Annotated in this window: 21 protein-coding genes; 12 read left to right on the top strand and 9 right to left on the bottom strand. The window is 33.1% G+C overall.

Annotation, left to right across the window (positions count from 1 at the left end; genetic code table 11):
* Positions 1–179: 179 nt before the first annotated feature.
* Genes QLS97_RS15895 through QLS97_RS15880 form a run of 4 tightly spaced genes read right to left on the bottom strand, consistent with a single transcriptional unit; the run spans position 180 to position 3,070 of the window.
* The gene (locus QLS97_RS15895; RefSeq protein WP_282718037.1) at positions 180–464 is read right to left on the bottom strand and encodes a rhodanese-like domain-containing protein; all 285 of its coding nucleotides are present in this window, start codon (positions 462–464) and stop codon (positions 180–182) included.
* 21 nt (positions 465–485) lie between these two features.
* The gene (locus QLS97_RS15890; protein ID WP_282718036.1) at positions 486–992 is read right to left on the bottom strand and encodes a MepB family protein; all 507 of its coding nucleotides are present in this window, start codon (positions 990–992) and stop codon (positions 486–488) included.
* A gap of 37 nt (positions 993–1,029) precedes the next feature.
* A complete protein-coding gene (locus QLS97_RS15885; protein WP_282718035.1) occupies positions 1,030–1,740 on the bottom strand; it encodes a DUF4328 domain-containing protein in 711 nt (236 codons plus the stop codon).
* A 10-nt stretch (positions 1,741–1,750) separates the two neighbouring features.
* Positions 1,751–3,070 carry a serine hydrolase domain-containing protein gene (locus tag QLS97_RS15880; RefSeq protein ID WP_282718034.1) on the bottom strand — a complete coding sequence of 440 codons (1,320 nt, stop codon included), beginning with the start codon at positions 3,068–3,070 and terminating at the stop codon, positions 1,751–1,753.
* Positions 3,071–3,491: 421 nt separating this feature from the next.
* Between QLS97_RS15880 and QLS97_RS15875 the strand changes: the two genes are divergently transcribed.
* On the top strand, positions 3,492–4,427 hold the full coding sequence (locus QLS97_RS15875) for a nuclear transport factor 2 family protein (RefSeq protein ID WP_282718033.1): 936 nt from the start codon (positions 3,492–3,494) through the stop codon (positions 4,425–4,427).
* Positions 4,428–4,513: 86 nt separating this feature from the next.
* Here QLS97_RS15875 and QLS97_RS15870 read toward each other — a convergent pair whose 3' ends face one another.
* The 4 genes from QLS97_RS15870 to QLS97_RS15855 all read right to left on the bottom strand — a co-directional run bounded on the left by QLS97_RS15870 (position 4,514) and on the right by QLS97_RS15855 (position 7,143).
* Positions 4,514–4,936 carry a DoxX family protein gene (locus tag QLS97_RS15870; protein WP_282718032.1) on the bottom strand — a complete coding sequence of 141 codons (423 nt, stop codon included), beginning with the start codon at positions 4,934–4,936 and terminating at the stop codon, positions 4,514–4,516.
* Between the two features lie 97 nt (positions 4,937–5,033).
* The gene (locus tag QLS97_RS15865) at positions 5,034–5,420 is read right to left on the bottom strand and encodes a ribosomal maturation YjgA family protein (protein ID WP_282718031.1); all 387 of its coding nucleotides are present in this window, start codon (positions 5,418–5,420) and stop codon (positions 5,034–5,036) included.
* 32 nt (positions 5,421–5,452) lie between these two features.
* Positions 5,453–6,010 carry a YdeI/OmpD-associated family protein gene (locus QLS97_RS15860; RefSeq protein WP_282718029.1) on the bottom strand — a complete coding sequence of 186 codons (558 nt, stop codon included), beginning with the start codon at positions 6,008–6,010 and terminating at the stop codon, positions 5,453–5,455.
* Between the two features lie 215 nt (positions 6,011–6,225).
* Positions 6,226–7,143, bottom strand: coding sequence for an alpha/beta hydrolase (locus tag QLS97_RS15855; RefSeq protein WP_282718027.1), 918 nt, complete (start codon positions 7,141–7,143; stop codon positions 6,226–6,228).
* Positions 7,144–7,552: 409 nt separating this feature from the next.
* Here QLS97_RS15855 and tgt point away from each other — a divergent pair, with 409 nt between their 5' ends.
* The 9 genes from tgt to QLS97_RS15810 all read left to right on the top strand — a co-directional run bounded on the left by tgt (position 7,553) and on the right by QLS97_RS15810 (position 16,145).
* Complete coding sequence (tgt, locus tag QLS97_RS15850; RefSeq protein WP_282718025.1) at positions 7,553–8,683, top strand: tRNA guanosine(34) transglycosylase Tgt; 1,131 nt, start codon at positions 7,553–7,555, stop codon at positions 8,681–8,683.
* Between the two features lie 66 nt (positions 8,684–8,749).
* The gene (locus QLS97_RS15845; protein ID WP_282718023.1) at positions 8,750–9,838 is read left to right on the top strand and encodes an LptF/LptG family permease; all 1,089 of its coding nucleotides are present in this window, start codon (positions 8,750–8,752) and stop codon (positions 9,836–9,838) included.
* Positions 9,825–10,706: a DMT family transporter gene (locus QLS97_RS15840; protein ID WP_282718021.1), complete on the top strand. Its 882-nt coding sequence runs from the start codon at positions 9,825–9,827 to the stop codon at positions 10,704–10,706. The genes QLS97_RS15845 and QLS97_RS15840 overlap by 14 nt, the downstream gene beginning before the upstream one ends.
* Positions 10,707–10,827: 121 nt before the next feature.
* Positions 10,828–11,781 (top strand): acetyl-CoA carboxylase carboxyltransferase subunit alpha, encoded by a 954-nt coding sequence (locus QLS97_RS15835; protein ID WP_282718020.1) that lies wholly within the window; start codon positions 10,828–10,830, stop codon positions 11,779–11,781.
* A 140-nt stretch (positions 11,782–11,921) separates the two neighbouring features.
* Positions 11,922–13,466, top strand: a complete 1,545-nt coding sequence (gene dnaB / locus QLS97_RS15830) for a replicative DNA helicase (RefSeq protein WP_282711325.1) — start codon at positions 11,922–11,924, stop codon at positions 13,464–13,466.
* Between the two features lie 180 nt (positions 13,467–13,646).
* Complete coding sequence (locus QLS97_RS15825; protein ID WP_282718018.1) at positions 13,647–14,039, top strand: hypothetical protein; 393 nt, start codon at positions 13,647–13,649, stop codon at positions 14,037–14,039.
* 7 nt (positions 14,040–14,046) lie between these two features.
* Entirely contained in the window at positions 14,047–14,685 is a 639-nt protein-coding gene (locus QLS97_RS15820; RefSeq protein WP_282718016.1) for a hypothetical protein, read from the top strand.
* Entirely contained in the window at positions 14,682–15,473 is a 792-nt protein-coding gene (locus QLS97_RS15815; protein ID WP_282718014.1) for a sensor histidine kinase, read from the top strand. The genes QLS97_RS15820 and QLS97_RS15815 overlap by 4 nt, the downstream gene beginning before the upstream one ends.
* A gap of 3 nt (positions 15,474–15,476) precedes the next feature.
* Positions 15,477–16,145 carry a response regulator transcription factor gene (locus QLS97_RS15810; protein WP_282718012.1) on the top strand — a complete coding sequence of 223 codons (669 nt, stop codon included), beginning with the start codon at positions 15,477–15,479 and terminating at the stop codon, positions 16,143–16,145.
* Between the two features lie 28 nt (positions 16,146–16,173).
* Here the strand turns inward: QLS97_RS15810 and QLS97_RS15805 are convergent, their stop codons facing one another.
* Complete coding sequence (locus QLS97_RS15805; RefSeq protein ID WP_282718010.1) at positions 16,174–16,854, bottom strand: DUF547 domain-containing protein; 681 nt, start codon at positions 16,852–16,854, stop codon at positions 16,174–16,176.
* 346 nt (positions 16,855–17,200) lie between these two features.
* On the opposite strand from QLS97_RS15805, the gene QLS97_RS15800 reads away from it, so the two are divergent.
* Together QLS97_RS15800 and QLS97_RS15795 are read left to right on the top strand one after the other, a co-directional pair.
* Positions 17,201–18,460, top strand: a complete 1,260-nt coding sequence (locus QLS97_RS15800) for an asparagine synthetase B (RefSeq protein ID WP_282718008.1) — start codon at positions 17,201–17,203, stop codon at positions 18,458–18,460.
* A gap of 66 nt (positions 18,461–18,526) precedes the next feature.
* The gene (locus QLS97_RS15795) at positions 18,527–19,438 is read left to right on the top strand and encodes a glutaminase (RefSeq protein WP_282718006.1); all 912 of its coding nucleotides are present in this window, start codon (positions 18,527–18,529) and stop codon (positions 19,436–19,438) included.
* The last annotated feature ends 66 nt before the right edge of the window (positions 19,439–19,504 follow it).

Genomic DNA, 19,504 nt, shown 5'->3' with positions numbered 1-19,504 from the left:
GGAATACTAAATGTGATATTCTCTCAAATAAACTCATTACTTAATTTTTAAGTAAGGTAAAATTAAACATATTAAAATGTAATAAACTGTTAATTAACTAATTGTAAATACGAAATGTATGATTTTTAAAGAAATTAAACTTCTGTTTTTCTTTTTGAATTGCTGTTAGATTGTCTTTTTTAAGACGTTTGAGATTGATGGTAATTCACATCCAGCCAAGAACCGCCGTTATAGGATTCAATTCCATGTGCCGTTAGAAACACTTGTGCCTGTCCACTTCTATTTCCCGATGCACAACAAAGAATTAATGGGGCTTTAAGTTCTTGTATTTCTTGCATTCTATGTGGAATCTCATTCAAAGGAATATTTATGGAACCAGCAACGTGACCGCCCATAAACTCATCATAGGAACGTACATCGACTATGGTCCCCAGTTTTTCTTTAATTATTTTTGCTACTTCCATTTTGTTATTCTTTAAAGATTATTAATCTATGATAGTATAAAGCTGTTTAGCTCTATCTAAATTTACGGATTTATTCAAAGGAATTTCTAAAAAATATTCCAGTTGCCATTTTTGGGTTTTTTGTGCTTGTTTGCTGATTGTCAAATCCCAAGGCGGATACACACGTATTCCTCGTTTTCCTTCTTTTAAGTTGATACTGATAATCCCTTGTTGACTAAGCACCGACTTTGGAAATATAAATTGACCAAATTTATCGTTGCTTTTAGTATTTATAACAAAAAAATCAATCGCGTCTGAAACCGCATATGGCTCGATGGGTCCATTTTCGCTTCTCTTCCAAAAAGTCACAAATTGTCCAATCTTAGTAGGAGTGATTTTCGACACACGAAAGAGTATTTTAACGGTGTTAAGGTCAAATTTACAGGCGCTATATTCGGTGCTTTCTTTTTCTATTTCAAGATTTCGGAGTTCAAAACCACATTTGTCAAATACAAGTTCTTTAGTCTCAATTAGGTTTTCAGGAATCATTATTAATGTTGTTGTTTGGACTTTTTTATTTGAAATACTAATTTTCTATAGGCTGTAAGTCAGTATCAGGTATGATTTTTTTTTCTTCTTCCTCATTGATTAATTCATAAAGTAAAGATTCAATTTCAGAATAATCTTTAATGACTTTTACAGTAATTATAGCTAGAGGTATACCAATTATTGAAGCAATAATACTTGCAATTGTACTTGTAGTCAACTCTTCAATTGTCTCCGCCTTCAAGGAATATTTGAAAACGAATTGTCCTAAAAATGAAGAAATAATCCATAACGCCCACCACCATCCAATGGAATGGGTAGTTAGATTTTTAGCATAATTTTCATCCTTTTTGGATAGTAAACTTTGAGTTTCCTGGTACAACTCTTTCATAATTTGGTTGGGTCTATAAAGAGATATAATTGGTACAAACCAGCAACCGGCTGCCCAACCTTCTGTGAATGATAGACTTGCAGCTTTTAGATGAAGATTATAATAAGCTCTCCTGAACCATCGTATAAAAGTAATACCCGAAATTACATATACGGTCAAATAAATCATAGCTATAATTTTTTGTCTCAAATCATTATCTGTAGCTGATTCAGTTGTGATTTGTCCGCCATTTGCCACGGTTTGCAATAAGTCATATTGTAAATAATCAGAAAGGAGTGAAATTATTTCGACTGTAAGCACAATCCATATTAGCATAATGGCAATTTTTGCTCTTTGTCCGTTGGGTCTTAAACTTTCCATTTTTGATTTCTTATTTTTTTGTCAATTTGAATGCTCCACCACCTTGCTTTAAAATCATTTGTTTTTCATTTGGCTTAAATTCTAGTTTTATTCCAGCGGCTAAAAATTCAAATTTATCTTTTTCAGTTGCTTCAAGCGGAAAAGCAGATTGTCCTGTTGCTTGTGCAAAAAGTTTTAAATTATCTTTTGTAATCGTAATCTTCATAGGGAAACCAGCATCTGAATATTCTCCTAAATAAGGATCTAAGTCTTCGGTTTTGAGTTCGATATTTTTAAAAGTAGGAATTACGAACGGCTTGTTGAAGTAACTGCTTAAAGCGGCGATAATAATGTCATTATTGTCGTATGTTTTTCCGTTTGATGTTAATGCAACGGCTATTTTGTCCTCTGTGAAATAATACAATACGGATCTAAATTCATCAATTCCTCCAGTATGACCAAATCCTTTTTTATCATAAAACGGAATTTGGAAAATCCCCATCCCATAGTTGTCTTGTAAAGTGATCATTTGTTTTAAACTACCGTCGTTGATTATTTTGTTTGCGAATAAATGGTCAATAAAAATAGTCAAATCAGTCGGATTAGAAACAATTGCGCCAGCGCCCATTGGGATTGACATATCCGTTTCAGTTTCTTTGATCCATTTTTCTGAAAAACTATAAGAATTAGATTCGTTGTTTTGGACGCTTATTTTATTTCCTACGTAAGTGTTTTTCAAGCCTAATGGCTTTGTGATTTTATCTTTAAGAATGTCTGCATATGTTTTTTTGTATGTTTTTTGAAGAATATAACTCAACAAAACATAATTTGAATTGCTATAATCTGCTTTGCTGTTTGGTTCAAAATCACTTTTCCCTTTTGCAATGATTTCAATCATTTGCCCTTCGGATTTCGGTTCGGTATTGTACTTTAAATAGTCTGGATTATTGGTAAAATTATGGATGCCGCTTCTGTGGTTTAATAAATTTCCAATGGTTATTTTCGTTGCATTTTCGATTGTTGGGAAATAGATTTCTATAGTTTGATTTAATGTTATTTTTTTCTCTTCAACAGCTTTGAATACTAATGCAGAAGTAAACATTTTTGAAATAGAACCAATTCGGTATTTGGATAAATTAGTTGCTTTTTTATTCGTTTCAATGTCTTCTTTTCCTATTGATTTAGAGTAAATAAGCGTTCCATTTTGTGAAACGGCTATACTTCCCATAAACTTATCTTTTGCTTCAAGAATTTGAAATAAACTATCCAGTTTTGCAACGTTCATTTTTTGGGAATATCCAGTAGCAAATAATAAACTGAAAAGCATTGTAATTAAAATTTTCTTTACCATAATTGTTTCAATTATATTGTTTTAAGGTTTTAGTAAAATCCCATGAAATGTCTGTTCATTTTAAAAAGATTAAAAGAATAGGATTTTAGCAATTTTCAAGTAAATATATACGATTAAACTGATATAAAATTATTTTTATAAAAAATAACTTCGTTTAAAAAGTTTGAATCAGAGTTGCTTTTTTTGCAATTATATTTTTCTGCTGAAGTTTAGAAAAGAGTAGCTCGGCTAGGATTAATCTTTGTTTTTATATTTTTTATTCATTGGTGGAAAATAATTATTTGACGGATTTGAATGTATAAAAATTTAAAAACTCAAATTATTTATTTGAAAAAAGATGAAATTTTTTAATCGTAAATATCTGATATTCAGTATTTATAATTAAATTTAATGTCTTATTAACCAAAAAAACAAACAAATTATGAAAAAATTTTTCTCAATGGTACTGTTGATTGCAGTTTGCATCACTTACGCTCAAAAGAAAACAAACGGGACTATTTATGTAGAGCATCCTGCAATTAATGTTGTTGAAGCCATGACTCAAGCTTATGTCAAGGGAGACGCTGATAAAGTTGCCAGTTTTTTGACAGACGATTTTAAATCATATAATGGTGTGAGTTCTAATAAGGATGATAAAGGATCAGACAAAGCAGCTTTTTTAAACGAGGTTAAGTTTTGGAAAGAGAACATTGATTATTTAAGTATTAAAAAATCAGAAGGTGCTTATCCAGATGCTTTAGAATATAAGGAAGCTGATAATAAAGATGTAGTTTGGGTTCAAACTTGGGACGATTTAAAGGGAGTGCACAATAAAACAGGAGTTAAAATTGATACGCCTTTGCACCGTTTATTTGTGGTAGATAAAAACAATAAAATCAAGACTATTATTAGATATAGAAATAGCAGTGTTTTTGATGAAATTGGGGATAGTTTCAACGACAGGGAAAATGGTGAAATATATAATCATCACGAAAACATTAACAGTGTGAGAAAAATGATTTATGCTTTTGAAAATAAAGACTTTGACAAAGCGTATAGTTTTTATGACGAAAAGGCGACATTTTCAGACATAAATATGCCTGTAGGCAAAAGCATCACTTTAGCGGAGCAAAAAGTAAATGATCAAAAGCTTTTTGAGAAATATGATTTAACGAGTATTGACATGGTGGGATATCCAGACTATTTGCATTATGAAATGGGGGATGCGAGAGTGGTGCAATCGTGGTGGAATTTTAGATTAACAAGAAAATCAGACAAAAAGAAAATAGTTTTACCTATATTTTTCATTGATAATTTTGATGATAAAGGTAAAATAACTTCTGAAATTGCTTACTACAGTGAAAAATTGTTAGAATAATTTGTGTGTAAAAAAGGTAACGTACTAAAGCAAGTTGTGTTTAGTGCCAACTTGTTTTAGGACGTTTTTTTATGTTCAATGATTTTTTAAATAGCTTTTCTTTTTAAAACTGCATCCATTGAATAGATACCGCTTCCTAATAAAAATAGCGCAGTATAGGACAGTAAATACATTAATGCAGATTCCATTGTTCCCAAATCGTCATTGATATGAACAATAAACACGGCAACTGCCATTGTGATAATAAGCGGAATCAACGCCAGTCTGGTCCAAAAACCTATTATAATTAATATAGAACAAAAAACCTCGGCAAAAACTGTCAAAGTCAATGATGCCGGAACACCAATGCCTATTGGGTCACCAAATTCCATAGTGCCATTCAATAACTTCATTAGTTTTGGAATACCATGACTTAGCATCAATAAACCAAGTGTTAATCGTAAAATAAGCGAAGCCCAATCTGTTGCATTAGCAGACCAAGAAGATGGGGAGAACAGTTTTTGAATCATAATTTAAAGTTTTTAGTATTGTGTTCTTACAAACGTAAGATTTTTTCACAAGAATTTGCTGTATGAAATAACTTATTTTAGTGATGGCTCGAAGTTGTTACTGTATTTTATTCTCTTGTTTTTGAGTGAATTTTTCAATGCTAATTACGGCCAAAATTCCAAGCACGTAGGCAAGCAAATCCATCCAGGCAAAAGAATTTCCAAGAACAACTTTGGCAATTTTGTAATGCTGTAATCCTAATTTTTCAACCATATTAAAATATTGTGCGGTTTCGATAGCAAATGAAAAAACTAACACAAGACCAGCTGCAACCCAAGCGGATACGTTTAGAAACGATTTTAGAAAACAATAAAGTAGAATAACTACTAAAAAATCTCCAAAATAAGGTCTTATAAAGTTGTCATGAACAAACAAAGCGATGGCTGTTTCCAGGAGAAAAAGGAATACTGTAAAAGCAAAATAAGTGCGGTTGAATTGAAGCATTTTGGTTGTTTAATTATTTAGTATTTTACTTTTTATTGCATTCGTTTTTGTTGTTCACTGATTTGTATTGTTTTTTCAAGCCTTGATAGTCTGGTTTTTTCTTGTTTTGCTGTCATTATCCAATGTATCATGACCTTTTTGTAGGAAGGTGCTTGTGCATTAAAAAAGTCCCAGGCTAATGGATTCATCTTAAATTGGCTTTCGTAATTTGGGGCAAGAGCAACCGGTTCTTTTTCGTGAGAATAAATTCTGGATTTGCTTTCTGTACGTAAATCAAATGCTTTTTGTCCTTCAGGAGTCATTAACCCGGCTTTAGTGAGTTCCTCGACTTTCTGGATGTTTATGGCACTCCAAATACTGGTACTTCTTCGTGGCGTAAAACGAATACTGTAACTTTCATTATCAATTGATCTTCGTACACCGTCAATCCAACCAAAGGAAAGTGCTTGATCCACGGATTGCGACCAAGTCATGGAAGGTTTGTCGCTACTCACTTTATAGAAACCTACGAGTAGTTCGGTTTCCTTTTTGTGGTGCTTTTCTAACCATTCTCTAAATGATGCTTGTGTTGCAAAAAAGGATAGTGTCATTTTAAAAAGATTAAATATCAGATTGATTGTGTTTACAGATAATCGTTAGCGCAGTTATGCAAAACTGCGTTAACGATTTTGGAATATAAGCGCGGTCGGGTTTTGGAATTAAATTAAGCTCATTATTCGGATTTGCCAAATCATCTCAAATACAAAACTAACTTTCCATTAAGCCAATTGCCCAAATTCATTGTAGTAGCTATTACCTGCTGGCATTATTTCTGTTTTAATAACCATTCAATTAATTCGTTATTATTCACAATACTCCAAGAATGTGGATGCCTACTATTATCAGGTTTTCTATATCCTTTATTTTGTGTAATTATCAATTCGGCTTTTGTATTCCCAAGTCTATTCAATTCGTTAATCATTGCCGAACATTCCGAAACATTCATCCCTGTGAAATCTTCTGCATATTCTTTTAACCACCAATTGACATCAGGTTCAGAGTAAATTCTCAAAGGAAGTTTTATTATATTCTTAATAGCTGTTTGAGTAGTATCACTGAATGAATAAGGTGATGTTTTGTAATAATTTTTTAACGCAATTTTTGGTGGCCCTCCCATTTCTTTTTCTAGTCTCTCAATCATGTAAACTCTTTCTTCATCTGGAATTTTGTTTACGGATAATCTAACCTCTCTTTTACTCGAATTATAATATCTTTCAAGATCAAGTGGTGAATCGATAGCAAAAACTGCGGTTGGTTTTATAGTTGCATTTTCGGCAAATTTAATTGCTGTACTACCACCAATTGAAAAACCACCAACATAATATTTAAGGTCAGTTAATTTGTGTTTTTTCTTTACATCAAGTATAATATTATTGAACGATTGTTGGCTTAAGCTATCAATCCCAAATGACAAAACGCCATCTTGAAAAGTTGGAATAATTGTCAAGAGTCCACTTTTAGCAGTAAGTTTAACTAATTCAGTTTGTTCTAAAACTCTTTCGGCCGTTTCTCCAAATCCTGGAATAATAAATATATAACCAGTCCAAGGTAGTTTTGGTGGATAAATTATTGTGTAGCAATTTTTACTAGAATCTTTCTTGTCAAGAAAGACTTTTTCTATTTTCTGTCCAAATGAATTTGTCAGAATGATAAGTGTAAAAATGGTTAATTTTAATCTTTGCATTTTAGTTGTTGTTTGACGCTTGCAGGTAAATAATATATAGGTCTGATAAAATCAGACCTATCACCCCAGAAGAAGAGAGATAAGTCTGACTAACATAAGACATTATTTCATATCAAATATATTAAAATTTTCTTACAATTTATAAGATGAATATTTTATTTGCTAGGTGCTTTTGAATTTACATGGAGACTATTTTAGTTGTCATCAGCACTTATTTGCGTGAGGGATAGCAGTGGAAATTCTTTTGTGAAGTGTAGCGGAATAAAAGATTACAACGGATAGCCCGACCTTTTTAGGGCACGCCCAAAATGATTTCCCAAATCTTAATTAAATTTTTAAATTATGTAATTATCTAATTTTCAAATTAACCTATCTTTGCCAGCCGAACAATCGGGTGAAATACGTTACTATGAAGTTTGATTTATTAAAAAAAGATCCACAGTCCAAAGCCAGAGCGGGAACTGTTACCACTGATCACGGTGTGATTGAAACCCCAATTTTTATGCCTGTAGGAACCGTAGGTTCTGTAAAAGGGGTGCATCAACGAGAATTGAAAGACGATATAAACCCAGATATTATCTTGGGAAATACCTACCATTTATACTTGCGACCACAAACCGAAATCCTGGAAAAAGCGGGAGGGTTGCATAAATTCATGAACTGGGACCGTAATATTTTGACGGATTCTGGTGGCTACCAAGTGTATTCACTTTCGGCTAACCGAAAAATTAAGGAAGAAGGAGTGAAGTTCAAATCGCATATTGACGGTTCGTACCACTTTTTTACGCCAGAGAATGTGATGGAAATTCAACGTACCATTGGTGCCGATATTATCATGGCTTTTGATGAGTGTACACCGTATCCGTGTGATTATAACTACGCAAAACGCTCCATGAAAATGACCCACCGTTGGTTAGACCGTTGCATCAATCATTTAGACACGCAGCCTTTTAAATACGGATACGAACAAACTTTTTTCCCAATTGTTCAAGGGAGTTGTTATAAAGATTTACGCCAACAATCAGCAGAATATATTGCGAATTCAAACCAACAAGGAAATGCGATTGGTGGACTTTCAGTAGGGGAACCTGCGGAGGAAATGTATGCCATGACTGAAGTGGTTTGTGAAATTTTACCGGAAGACAAACCGCGTTACCTGATGGGCGTGGGAACTCCGATAAATATTTTGGAGAATATTGCCCTTGGAATCGACATGTTTGACTGTGTGATGCCAACGCGTAACGCCAGAAACGGTATGTTGTTTACAGCAAATGGTACGATAAATATCAAAAACAAAAAGTGGGAAGATGATTTTTCGCCAATTGACGAAATGGGAATCACTTACGTGGATACTGAATATACAAAAGCGTATTTGCGTCACCTTTTTGCTGCTAATGAATATCTTGGAAAACAAATTGCTACGATACACAATCTTGGTTTTTATATGTGGTTGGTTCGTGAAGCCAGAAAACATATCTTAGCGGGCGATTTCAGACCTTGGAAAGAAATGATGGTGAAGAACATGAACCAAAGACTTTAAAAATGTTTAATCGTTTAATCGTTAATTCGGTTAAACGATTAAACAAATAACCGATTAAACTTTACTATGCTTACAATAATAGACAAATACATCCTAAAAAGATATTTAGCCACATTTGCGGTGATGCTGTTGTTGTTTATTCCCATAGGAATTGTTGTGGATGTATCCGAGAAGATCAATAAAATGCTCGAAAATAAAGTTGCGTTTTTAGAGATTGCGCTGTACTATTACAATTTTACGGTTTATTTTGCGAATTCTCTTTTTCCGATATTTTTGTTTTTATCGGTGATTTGGTTTACCTCAAAACTGGCGAATGATACGGAGATTATCGCTATTTTAAGTTCCGGGATTTCATTCACGCGCTTTTTAAGACCTTATATAATAGGCGCTTCCATAGTTTCTGTTTTTGTATTGCTGATGGGATTCTTCGTGGTTCCTGCAGCCAGTGAAGGATTTAATAATTTTAGGTATACCTATCTAAAAGGTGGAGGTAAAGAAGCTATGCGTGGCGATAACACGGATGTGTACCGACAAATTAGTGATACCGAGTTTATCTATGTAAACAGTTTTAATACAGAGTCTAAAACCGCTTTTAATTTTTCGCTTGAAAAATTTAAAAACCAGAAGTTAGTCCATAAAATTACCGCTACCAGAATAAAATGGAACCCGAAGGACAGCACCTACACCATGTATGATTATACTAAAAGAACGGTAGGTGAACTGAATGATAAAATTGAAAAAGCACCTCAAAAAGAGGCTGTTTTTACTTTTGATCTGGAGGATTTAACGCCAGTGATTTATATTGCTGAAACCCTGAGTTTAGGGAAATTAAATGCCTTTATTGCAAAAGAACGTGAGCGAGGTTCCTCTAATATCAATGTGTATTTGGTGGTGTTGTATAAAAAATATAGTGTTCCCGTATCGGCATTTATTCTTACCATTATTGCCGTTGCCGTTTCCGCCATGAAGCGAAGAGGCGGAATGGGAACTAATTTAGCCATAGGAATTGCATTGGCTTTTGCTTTTGTATTTTTTGATAAAATCTTTGGCGTATTAGCCGAAAAATCGAGTATTCCACCCATGTTAGCCGTTTGGTTGCCTAATATTGCTTTTGGAATTTTAGCCATTTATTTGTTACGTAATGCAAAACGATAAATTAAAGAGTTATTTAAACCTTCATTTGATAGTTTTTATATGGGGTTTTACCGCCATTTTAGGAGCTTTAATCACCATTACCGCCGATGCTTTAGTCTGGTATCGCATGTTTTTAGCAGGACTGTTTTTAGCCTTGTTTATCGCATTCAAAAAGATATCATTTAAAATTCCTTTAAAATCGTTCTTCAAATTGATTTTTGTGGGATTGCTGATTGCCTTGCATTGGATCTTTTTCTTCAAAGCGATTCATGTTTCTAATGTATCCATTACACTATCCGTTTTTTCACTGGGAGCGTTTTTTGCTTCCATTTTAGAGCCTGTTTTTTATGGTCGAAAAGTATTGTGGTACGAAGTATTTTTTGGTCTTATTATTATTGCTGGTCTGGCATTGATTATGAAAGTCGAAATTAACTATTTGGACGGAATGTTGTATGCCTTGGCATCGATTATATTAGGTGTTTTGTTTACGCTGATGAACGGAAAATTGATAGAAAAACACGAGCCATCCGTAATTGCTTTTTATGAATTTCTGGCAGGTGTTTTTTTTATAACTATTTATTTTTTGTTCCAACAAAAATTCACTGCTGACTTCTTTATATTGACTGCTAATAATTGGATTTTAATTCTGGTTTTAGCGTCTATTTGTACGGCTTATGCCTTTACGGCTTCGGTAAAAGTGATGCGAAAACTCACACCTTACACGGTAATGCTTACTACAAATTTAGAGCCGGTTTATGGGATTGTTTTGGCCTATTTTATTCTTGGCGGAAAAGAGAAAATGAGCTTTGAGTTTTACATCGGAGCATTAATAATTGTAATCACCGTAATCCTGAACGGAGTTATAAAACACTATCAAAAGGACAAATAAGAATAACTTTCTCAACGTTTTGAGAAGCAAACTTTTACACATAAATATAAAATTTACCTTTTTGAACGATTTAAAATTTTATATTTGCGGTTCCAAATAAAAACAAAAACGCAAAAATCCTATGGAATATTTAGATTTTGAGCTTCCAATAAAAGAACTAGAAGAACAGTTAGGCAAATGTCTTATTATTGGTCAAGAATCGGATGTTGATGTAACGAATACTTGCAAACAAATCAACAAAAAGTTAGAAGAGACTAAAAGACATATTTATAAAAACTTGACAGCTTGGCAACGTGTCCAACTATCAAGGCATCCGAGCCGTCCTTATACAATGGATCACGTGCGTGCTTTATGCGGTGATACTTTCCTGGAACTTTTTGGTGACAGAGGTTTTAAAGATGACAAAGCCATGATTGGCGGTTTAGGTAAAATTGATGGACAGTCATTTATGATTGTTGGTCAACAAAAAGGATTTAACACTAAGACACGTCAGTTCCGTAATTTTGGAATGGCAAATCCTGAAGGATATAGAAAAGCATTGCGATTGATGAAAATGGCAGAGAAATTCGGTATTCCTGTTTTGACTTTGATAGACACTCCGGGAGCTTATCCAGGATTGGAAGCAGAGGAACGTGGACAAGGTGAAGCTATTGCCAGAAACATATTTGAAATGATTCGTTTAAAAGTGCCTATTATCACAGTAATTGTTGGTGAAGGAGCTTCTGGAGGAGCATTAGGAATAGGAGTGGGTGACAAAGTATACATGATGGAAAACACATGGTATTCTGTTATTTCACCAGAATCATGTTCTTCTATTTTATGGAAAAGCTGGGAATACAAAGAACAAGCGGCCGAAGCATTAAAATTGACTTCTGCTGACATGAAAAAACAAAAATTAGTTGATGATATCATTCCGGAACCTTTAGGTGGAGCACACTATGATAGAGAGACAGCTTTCAAAACGGTGGAGCAATATATCATGAAAGGATTTAATGAATTGAAAGACTTATCAACAGAAGAATTAATAGCCCAAAGAATGGATAAATACTGTAAAATGGGCGAATATAAAGAGTAAAATCTTACAAATTAATCTTTAATCCGAAGCCTTACCGTTTCGGATTTTTTTTTGGTTATAAACAAAAAATAGTTACTTATGAACAATTATTTGTAACAACTCAATGACAATATTTTTTTAATTTTTGCTACTTTCGCTCTATGGAAAACTTCAGAAATATAAACCCTGTAAAGGTGGATAAAACAACAATTATAAGCTTAGAAAAAGGGAAATTGCCTCCTCAGGTTCTCGATTTAGAAGAGGCGGTGCTGGGTGCCATGATGATTGATAAAAAAGGGGTAGATGATGTGATTGACATTTTACAGCCTGATGCTTTTTATAAAGATGCACACAAACATATTTTTGAGGCTATTGTCCAACTGTTTACAGAAACACAGCCTATTGACTTATTAACCGTTTCTGCCCAACTTAAGAAAAATGCAAAATTAGATTTGGCAGGCGGTGATTTTTATTTAATTCAGCTGACGCAAAAGATTTCCTCCTCGGCACACATTGAATTTCACTCCAGAATCATTTTACAAAAATTTATTCAGCGTAGTTTGATCCGCATATCTTCAGAAATCATTGAAGAATCCTATGATGAAACAACAGATGTTTTTGATTTATTGGACAGAGCTGAATCTAAATTATACGAAGTAACACAAGGAAACATTAAACGTAGTTCCGAAACAGCACAGAGTTTAGTGTTACAGGCCAAGAAAAGAATCGAAGAAATTGCTGGTCAAGAAGGATTGAGTGGTGTTGCGACAGGTTTTGATAAATTAGATAAGATTACCTCAGGCTGGCAACCAAGTGATTTAATTATTATTGCAGCTAGGCCAGCGATGGGTAAGACCGCATTTGTATTATCGATGGCTAGAAATATGGCTATTGATTTTGGAATGCCAGTAGCATTGTTTTCTTTGGAGATGGCATCGGTTCAGTTGATTACCCGTTTGATTTCTTCCGAGACTGGTTTGTCATCGGAGAAATTGCGTACCGGAAAATTGGAAAAACACGAATGGGAACAACTGAGTACCAAAGTTAAGAATTTAGAAAAAGCACCTTTGTTTATTGATGATACGCCTTCATTGTCTATTTTCGATTTAAGGGCTAAAGCAAGACGTTTGGTTTCGCAACATGGTATCCGAATTATTATTGTCGATTACTTGCAATTAATGACGGCCGGCGGAAACGGAAAAGGTGGAGGAAATAGAGAGCAGGAGATTTCTACGATTTCCCGAAACTTAAAAGCATTAGCAAAGGAATTAAATGTTCCGGTTATTGCCCTTTCTCAATTGTCGCGTGCGGTAGAAACCCGTGGTTCGAGTAAAAGACCGTTGCTTTCTGATCTTCGTGAATCGGGGGCGATTGAGCAAGATGCAGATATTGTATCGTTTTTATACCGTCCTGAATATTACAAAATTGATGAATGGGATGATGATGAAGCCTCGCCAACTGCGGGTCAAGCAGAAATAATGATTGCCAAACACCGTAATGGTAGTATTGAAAACGTCCGTTTAAAGTTTATTGGACATTTAGGTAAGTTTGATAATCTGGAAGATTTCAGCGGTGGTTATGATGATTTACCGTCTAGTATGAACCAAGAAGATAATCCTTTTATCACTAAAAATCTCCCTTCGGCTAATGAAGCTTTTGGAAGTAATTTGAATGATTTGGATGATGACAGTGACGTTCCGTTTTAGAAAATTAAACAAGTCAGATATTGTTTTTTAGAATATAAAATTAAAAAGCCTGAATCAAATGAATGATTTAGGCTTTTTAATTTTACAATACATAGGATGTGTTTTGTTAAAACAATATAAAATAGTATTTTAGCTACCGATTTTTAATTTCAAAATATAGTTCACCAAAACTCAAAATCTATGTCACAAGAAACTACTTCAGAAGGGCAAATTCAAGTAAAACCTATTAATGCCATTCCATTAAAAACAGCACAAAAATGGGCCAAACGTTGGTCTAAAGAAGAAGGGGATTACAATAAACACCATCATGTCAATGCTTTTTTGATTCCAAAAGTAGATTTACTGGAAGTATTAAAAGAAGGGGTTGATGCCGTAAGAGCTTATATTGGGGTAGACGATAATAATGTAGAAAAATTAATGATTGTAGGTACAAAATATGATCCTGTAACTAAAATCTATGTAGATATGATTGCCGTTGGGGTTGGTAACGCTACTGTTCAGCAAGATGACATTTATGACTTTACGTCACCTTGTCCTCCTGACTGCGATCCTTCAAGTCCAATGTTAACCTAAATATTTCATGAACCAAATACTAGCATATACAGGATATTTATTTTTATTATTGAACTTAATCCTTTTTTTTATAAAATTTTCCAATCAGGGGAAAGCTTATAAAATATTTACATTGTACTTAGGGTTTATTTTTGTGGTTCAAATTGTGGCTAAAATTTATAGTAGTCAAAACATAAATAATCTTTTCTTATCTCATTTTTATTTTATAAGTCAGTTTGTTCTTTTAAGTTTGTTTTTTGAAACTATTTTAAAAGAGAAGTATCAAAAAAACATTGTCAAATCAGGTCTGATTTTGGGTTTATTGATTTTAGGAATCCAGTATGCCTTTGATCCGAGTCTTTTCCTGAAATTTAATTTATTTGAAATATTTATTACTTCTTTTTTTCTGATTATTTTTGCAACCTTTCATTTTTACAATATGTTGAATGAAAAAAAAGAATTTTATTATATCAATGTTGGGATTCTCATGTATTTATTTGGAAGTACGATTTTATTTCTTGTAGGGAATTTGACAACTACATTAAGCTCAAGGGTGAGTTTAATAACTTGGATTTTGAATTCTACATTATACATTATCTATCAACTATTTATTTTAATAGAATGGAAAAAAAGTTTTTTTAAAAAGGAAATTAATACCGCTTTATGAAAGTAAATACATTACAAGAAAATGAAATAATTGAAATCGTAATTTATAGTTGTGTCGCTTTTCTTTTAATGGGATTGGTTTTGATATTATTTTTCTATTTTTCAAGAAAGAAAATTATTCAAAAGGAATTAGAAAAAAAAGATTTAGAAATTCAGTATCAAAAAGAACTTTTAAGCGCTGTCATTATTACTCAGGAAGAGGAGCGCAAGCGTATTGCACAAGATTTGCATGACGATATTAGTTCTAAATTGAACATAGTTTCATTGAACAGTCATTTGCTTACCACACCTAATTTAACCGAAAATGAGGTAGTAGAAATTACGACTAACATTATTAATCTTACGACCAAAGCGCTAGATAATTCAAGAAAAATTGCACACGGTTTGTTGCCTCCTGTATTGGATAAATTTGGATTGCATGCGGGTGTAGAGGAATTGTGTTTGGAATTCAGTAGTTCCAAGACTGTAAAAGTAAATTATGAAAATAAAACGGCGTTTGATATTACTGACAATGATAAACATTTGCATGTATTTAGAATTTTACAAGAGTTGATGAATAATTCGTTGCGTCATGGAAAAGCATCCCTTATTTCGATTGTTTTTGAAAATAAGAATGAAAAGCACTGGTGTTTTTATACAGATGACGGGATTGGTTTTGAATTGAAAAATAATGAAAATCAAAAAGGTCTTGGAATGAAAAATATAGAAAGCAGAATCGCTTTTTTAAATGGTAAAATGACCTTGGAATCATCAATAAACAAAGGAATCTCAGTAGTTTTTAATTTTTAAATAATGAATAAAACTATAAAAATAATAGTAGTGGATGACGAGATTCTTTTTAGAAAAGGAATTTCTTTTTTATTGGGACGTGAAACAAATATTGAAATTATTTTTGAAGCGTCTAATGGGGATGAATTGATTTCTTTCCTCCAAAACAATAAAAATAATCATCCTGATATTATCATCATGGATTTAAAAATGCCCGTAATAAATGGGGTTGAGGCAACAAAGATTATCCGAAAGGAATTTCCGGAACTAAAAATCATTGCGCTGACCAGTTATGATTCTAAATCTTTCGTCGCTAATATGATTGATGTAGGTGCTGTTTCGTATCTGATAAAGAATACAACACCTCAAGAATTGCTGACAACAATAAAAGAAGTCGCTTCAAAAGGGTTTTATTACACGGATTATGTCATGAAAATCATTCAGTCCGATGTATTGACAAATAAAAAGACTAAGAGTAATTTTGATAGCAATTTTCTTAGTCCACGTGAGATTGAAGTGCTTAAACTTATTTGTATTCAAAAAAGTACGGTGGAAATTGCAGAACAACTTTTTATAAGTCCAAGAACAGTAGAAGGACATAGAAATAATTTGCTTTTAAAAACAGAATCCAGAAACATTGCCGGTTTAGTGGTGTATGCGGTTCAGAACGAATTGATGTTGTTGAATGATTAATTCTCTAAAAGGAATTGTTTTTTTTGAATTAGGTAACCGTCAGTAATTTTTCTGTTCTTTTGTAGGTTTTAAATCGGAGTTTGAATTCGTCTAAATCTCTTTCAAAAATTGTTTCCAATATTTTTTTTACAGATTTTTTGCCTCCAAAATCTTTTAAATAAGACAATAAAAAATCGGATACTCTAATTGTTTTAGACTCATTGTCAATTTCAGTTTCTAATTTGATAAAATCTTTGGTAAGTACAGTAAGTTGTTTTTCTATTTCTTCACAATCGAAATAATCAATAGTGTTTTTTTCTAAAATAAGACTTCTTAATGCAAAATGGATTCTGTAATCTACTTTGTTTACGGCTAAGGTTTTTATAAAATCAGAGTAGAATGGATTCGTAATATATCCATAACCAATTCTAAATTTGTACTTTCTTAAAATACCGTGTTCAATGTCATTTAATGAAAATACTGCACGTGCAATTTTGATTCTTTTCAGATTGAAAATTTCTTTTCCTAGTTTTGTATCTTTTAAGGTGATGAGGTAAAAAGCATTGTAAATATTTATCCAAAAAGTTTTTTTCAAGTCATCCGTGTTTAAACTTTTTTCAAGTTTTGTTTGTCTGATATAAAAAAGTTGTCTTCGCAACTTGATCGTATCTTTCCCTGAATTTGCAACAGAAAGAATCTCCTCTGATAAAGTGGTATAATAATTTTTCATAATGTTGGGGTATCGTCTTTATAACTTAAAAGGATTATTAGTTGAAAATAAGCTGATAACACAAGACATAGAAAGTAATGATGAGTATTATTAATAGGACGATTGCAACATTTTTAATAAGATTCTTAATATTGTCGGGGCTGTTTTTTTCGGGTGAATTCATTATTAAATTTTTCATCTTCATTGATTAGGGGATACCTGCAAATTTAGGAATAGGAAATTGTTTAGCTACACGTATTTTTACGTGTTTTATTTCTAAAGTTATTTTAGGAGCTGATTTAATAGTTAAAATTCATGTATTTGAAGTGCTTACTTTCTATCTTTGATGTATAAAAATTAAAAACCAATGTCGAAACCATTTCTATATATTCTTATCTTTTTGCTGACAATAACAGCAAAAGCTTCTTTTATTTTGTTGCCAATGGATGAAACGAGTCAACAGAATCATCTTAAAGCATACGGAATCACATATTGGTGTTTAGATAAAAATTACAAAGCCAGTTGGTTGCTTAACTATCGTGGAGGTTCTTTTTTATTACCTGATGCGGAGGAAATACGCAAGGAATGTCAAATTAGAGGAGTAAGTTTTGAAGTTATTTCTGATGGTGATGAATTGGCAATCTTGAATAAAATATCCAGTCCTTCCCAAAATATGGAATCTGTTGTACTGGAAAAAGCACCTAAAATTGCGGTTTATACACCAAAAGGAAAGCAACCTTGGGACGATGCAGTTACGATGGTATTGACTTATGCCGAAATTCCTTTTACGCCAATTTATGATGAAGAAGTTTTAAGTGATCAATTGTTATTATATGATTGGTTGCACTTGCATCATGAAGATTTTACGGGACAATATGGTAAGTTTTATGGCGCTTACAAAAATGCACCTTGGTACATCGAGCAAAAGAAAGATGCTGAAACACTGGCAAGTAAATTAGGATTTCCTAAAGTATCGCAAGAAAAAGGAGCAGTTGCTAAAAAAATCAGGGATTTTGTCATAGGTGGTGGATTTATGTTTGCCATGTGTTCTGCAACGGATAGCTTTGATATTGCGTTGGCAGCGGATGGCATTGATATTTGTGAAGCCATGTTTGATGGAGATCCAAGTGAAGGAAATTACCAATCTAAAATGAATTACAGCAATTCATTTGCTTTCAAAGATTTTACTTTAGAAAGAAGACCGGAGCAATATGAATTTTCAGATATTGATATGACTTCGAAAAGAAGAGTTCCTATGGAAAAAGATTATTTTACTTTAATGGAATTTTCGGCAAAATGGGATCCAATTCCTAGTATGTTGTGTCAAAATCATACGCAATTGGTCAAAGGGTTCATGGGACAAACCACAGCATTTGATATTCCTTTAATTAAATCGAATATTCTGGTGATGGGTACTTGTGAGGTTAATGGTGAAGCGCGTTACATTCATGGTCAAAAAGGAAAGGGAATGTTCACGTTTTATGGAGGTCATGATCCGGAAGATTTTCAGCATCAAGTGGGCGATCCACCTACGGTTTTAGATTTGCATCCTAATTCGCCGGGTTATCGTTTGATTTTGAATAATGTATTGTTTCCGGCAGCAAGAAAGAAAAAACTGAAAACGTAAAGGATTTAGGATTTAACCTTTCGACTGCGCTCAGGGTAACAGTTAATATTTACAATTGATAAGGCAATGAACTACGAGGCTATTTTACAAGAAGTATATCAAGAAGCAAAAATGATTCCAACTATTGGAAACGTTTCCACTTCAATTCCCGAATTGTCAAAAGTTGATCCGGATAAATTTGGGATACATTTGACAACTATCGATGGAGAAGATTATGGAGTTGGAGATTGTAATGAAAAATTTTCTATTCAAAGTGTGTCCAAAGCGTTAACGGTTGCATTGGCATTTTCCTTTTTGGATGAAAAAATATGGGAACGAGTGGGAGTGGAACCTTCTGGAAGTGCTTTCAATTCCTTAGTGCAATTAGAATATGAAAAAGGTATTCCTAGAAATCCATTTATAAATGCAGGCGCAATAGTTATAGCAGATATGCTTGTGACACATTTGAAAAATCCAAAACAAGATTTTCTGGATTTTATAAGATTGATTTCTGGAAGCCCAACTGTTGATTTCAATTTTAAAGTAGCGCAATCTGAAAAAGACTTTCGTTTCAGGAATGCTGCTTTGGCAAATTTTTTAAAGTCGTTTGGGAATATTTCTAATGATGTAGAAACGGTTTTGGATTTTTATTTTTATCAATGTTCCATAGAAATGACATGTAAGGAATTAGCCCATGCTTTTTTCTTTCTTGCCAATGAGGGTAAAACCAAATCAGGGGTTCAAGTTTTGGCTCAAAGTCAAGTAAAAAGATTGAATGCTCTAATGCAAACATGTGGTTTTTATGATGAGTCGGGAGAGTTTACTTATAAAGTAGGATTACCAGGAAAAAGTGGAATTGGAGGGGGAATTGCTGCTTTGTATCCGAAAAATTTTGTAGTTGCCACTTGGAGCCCACGCCTTAACGAGAAAGGAAATTCAGAGTTAGGAATGAGTGCATTGGAATTATTGACCACTAAAACGGGGATGTCTATTTTCTAGAATGTTTTTGTTTCAGACAGTAATTTTTAGCCTGATGACAGTGGTAACCTTTTTTACTTCAGTTCG

The organism is Flavobacterium yafengii (genome assembly GCF_030010375.1).
Classification (GTDB): Bacteria; Bacteroidota; Bacteroidia; order Flavobacteriales; family Flavobacteriaceae; genus Flavobacterium; species Flavobacterium yafengii.
Note: the sequence above shows the minus strand (reverse complement) of the source record. Positions and strands in the feature narration are given on the sequence as shown.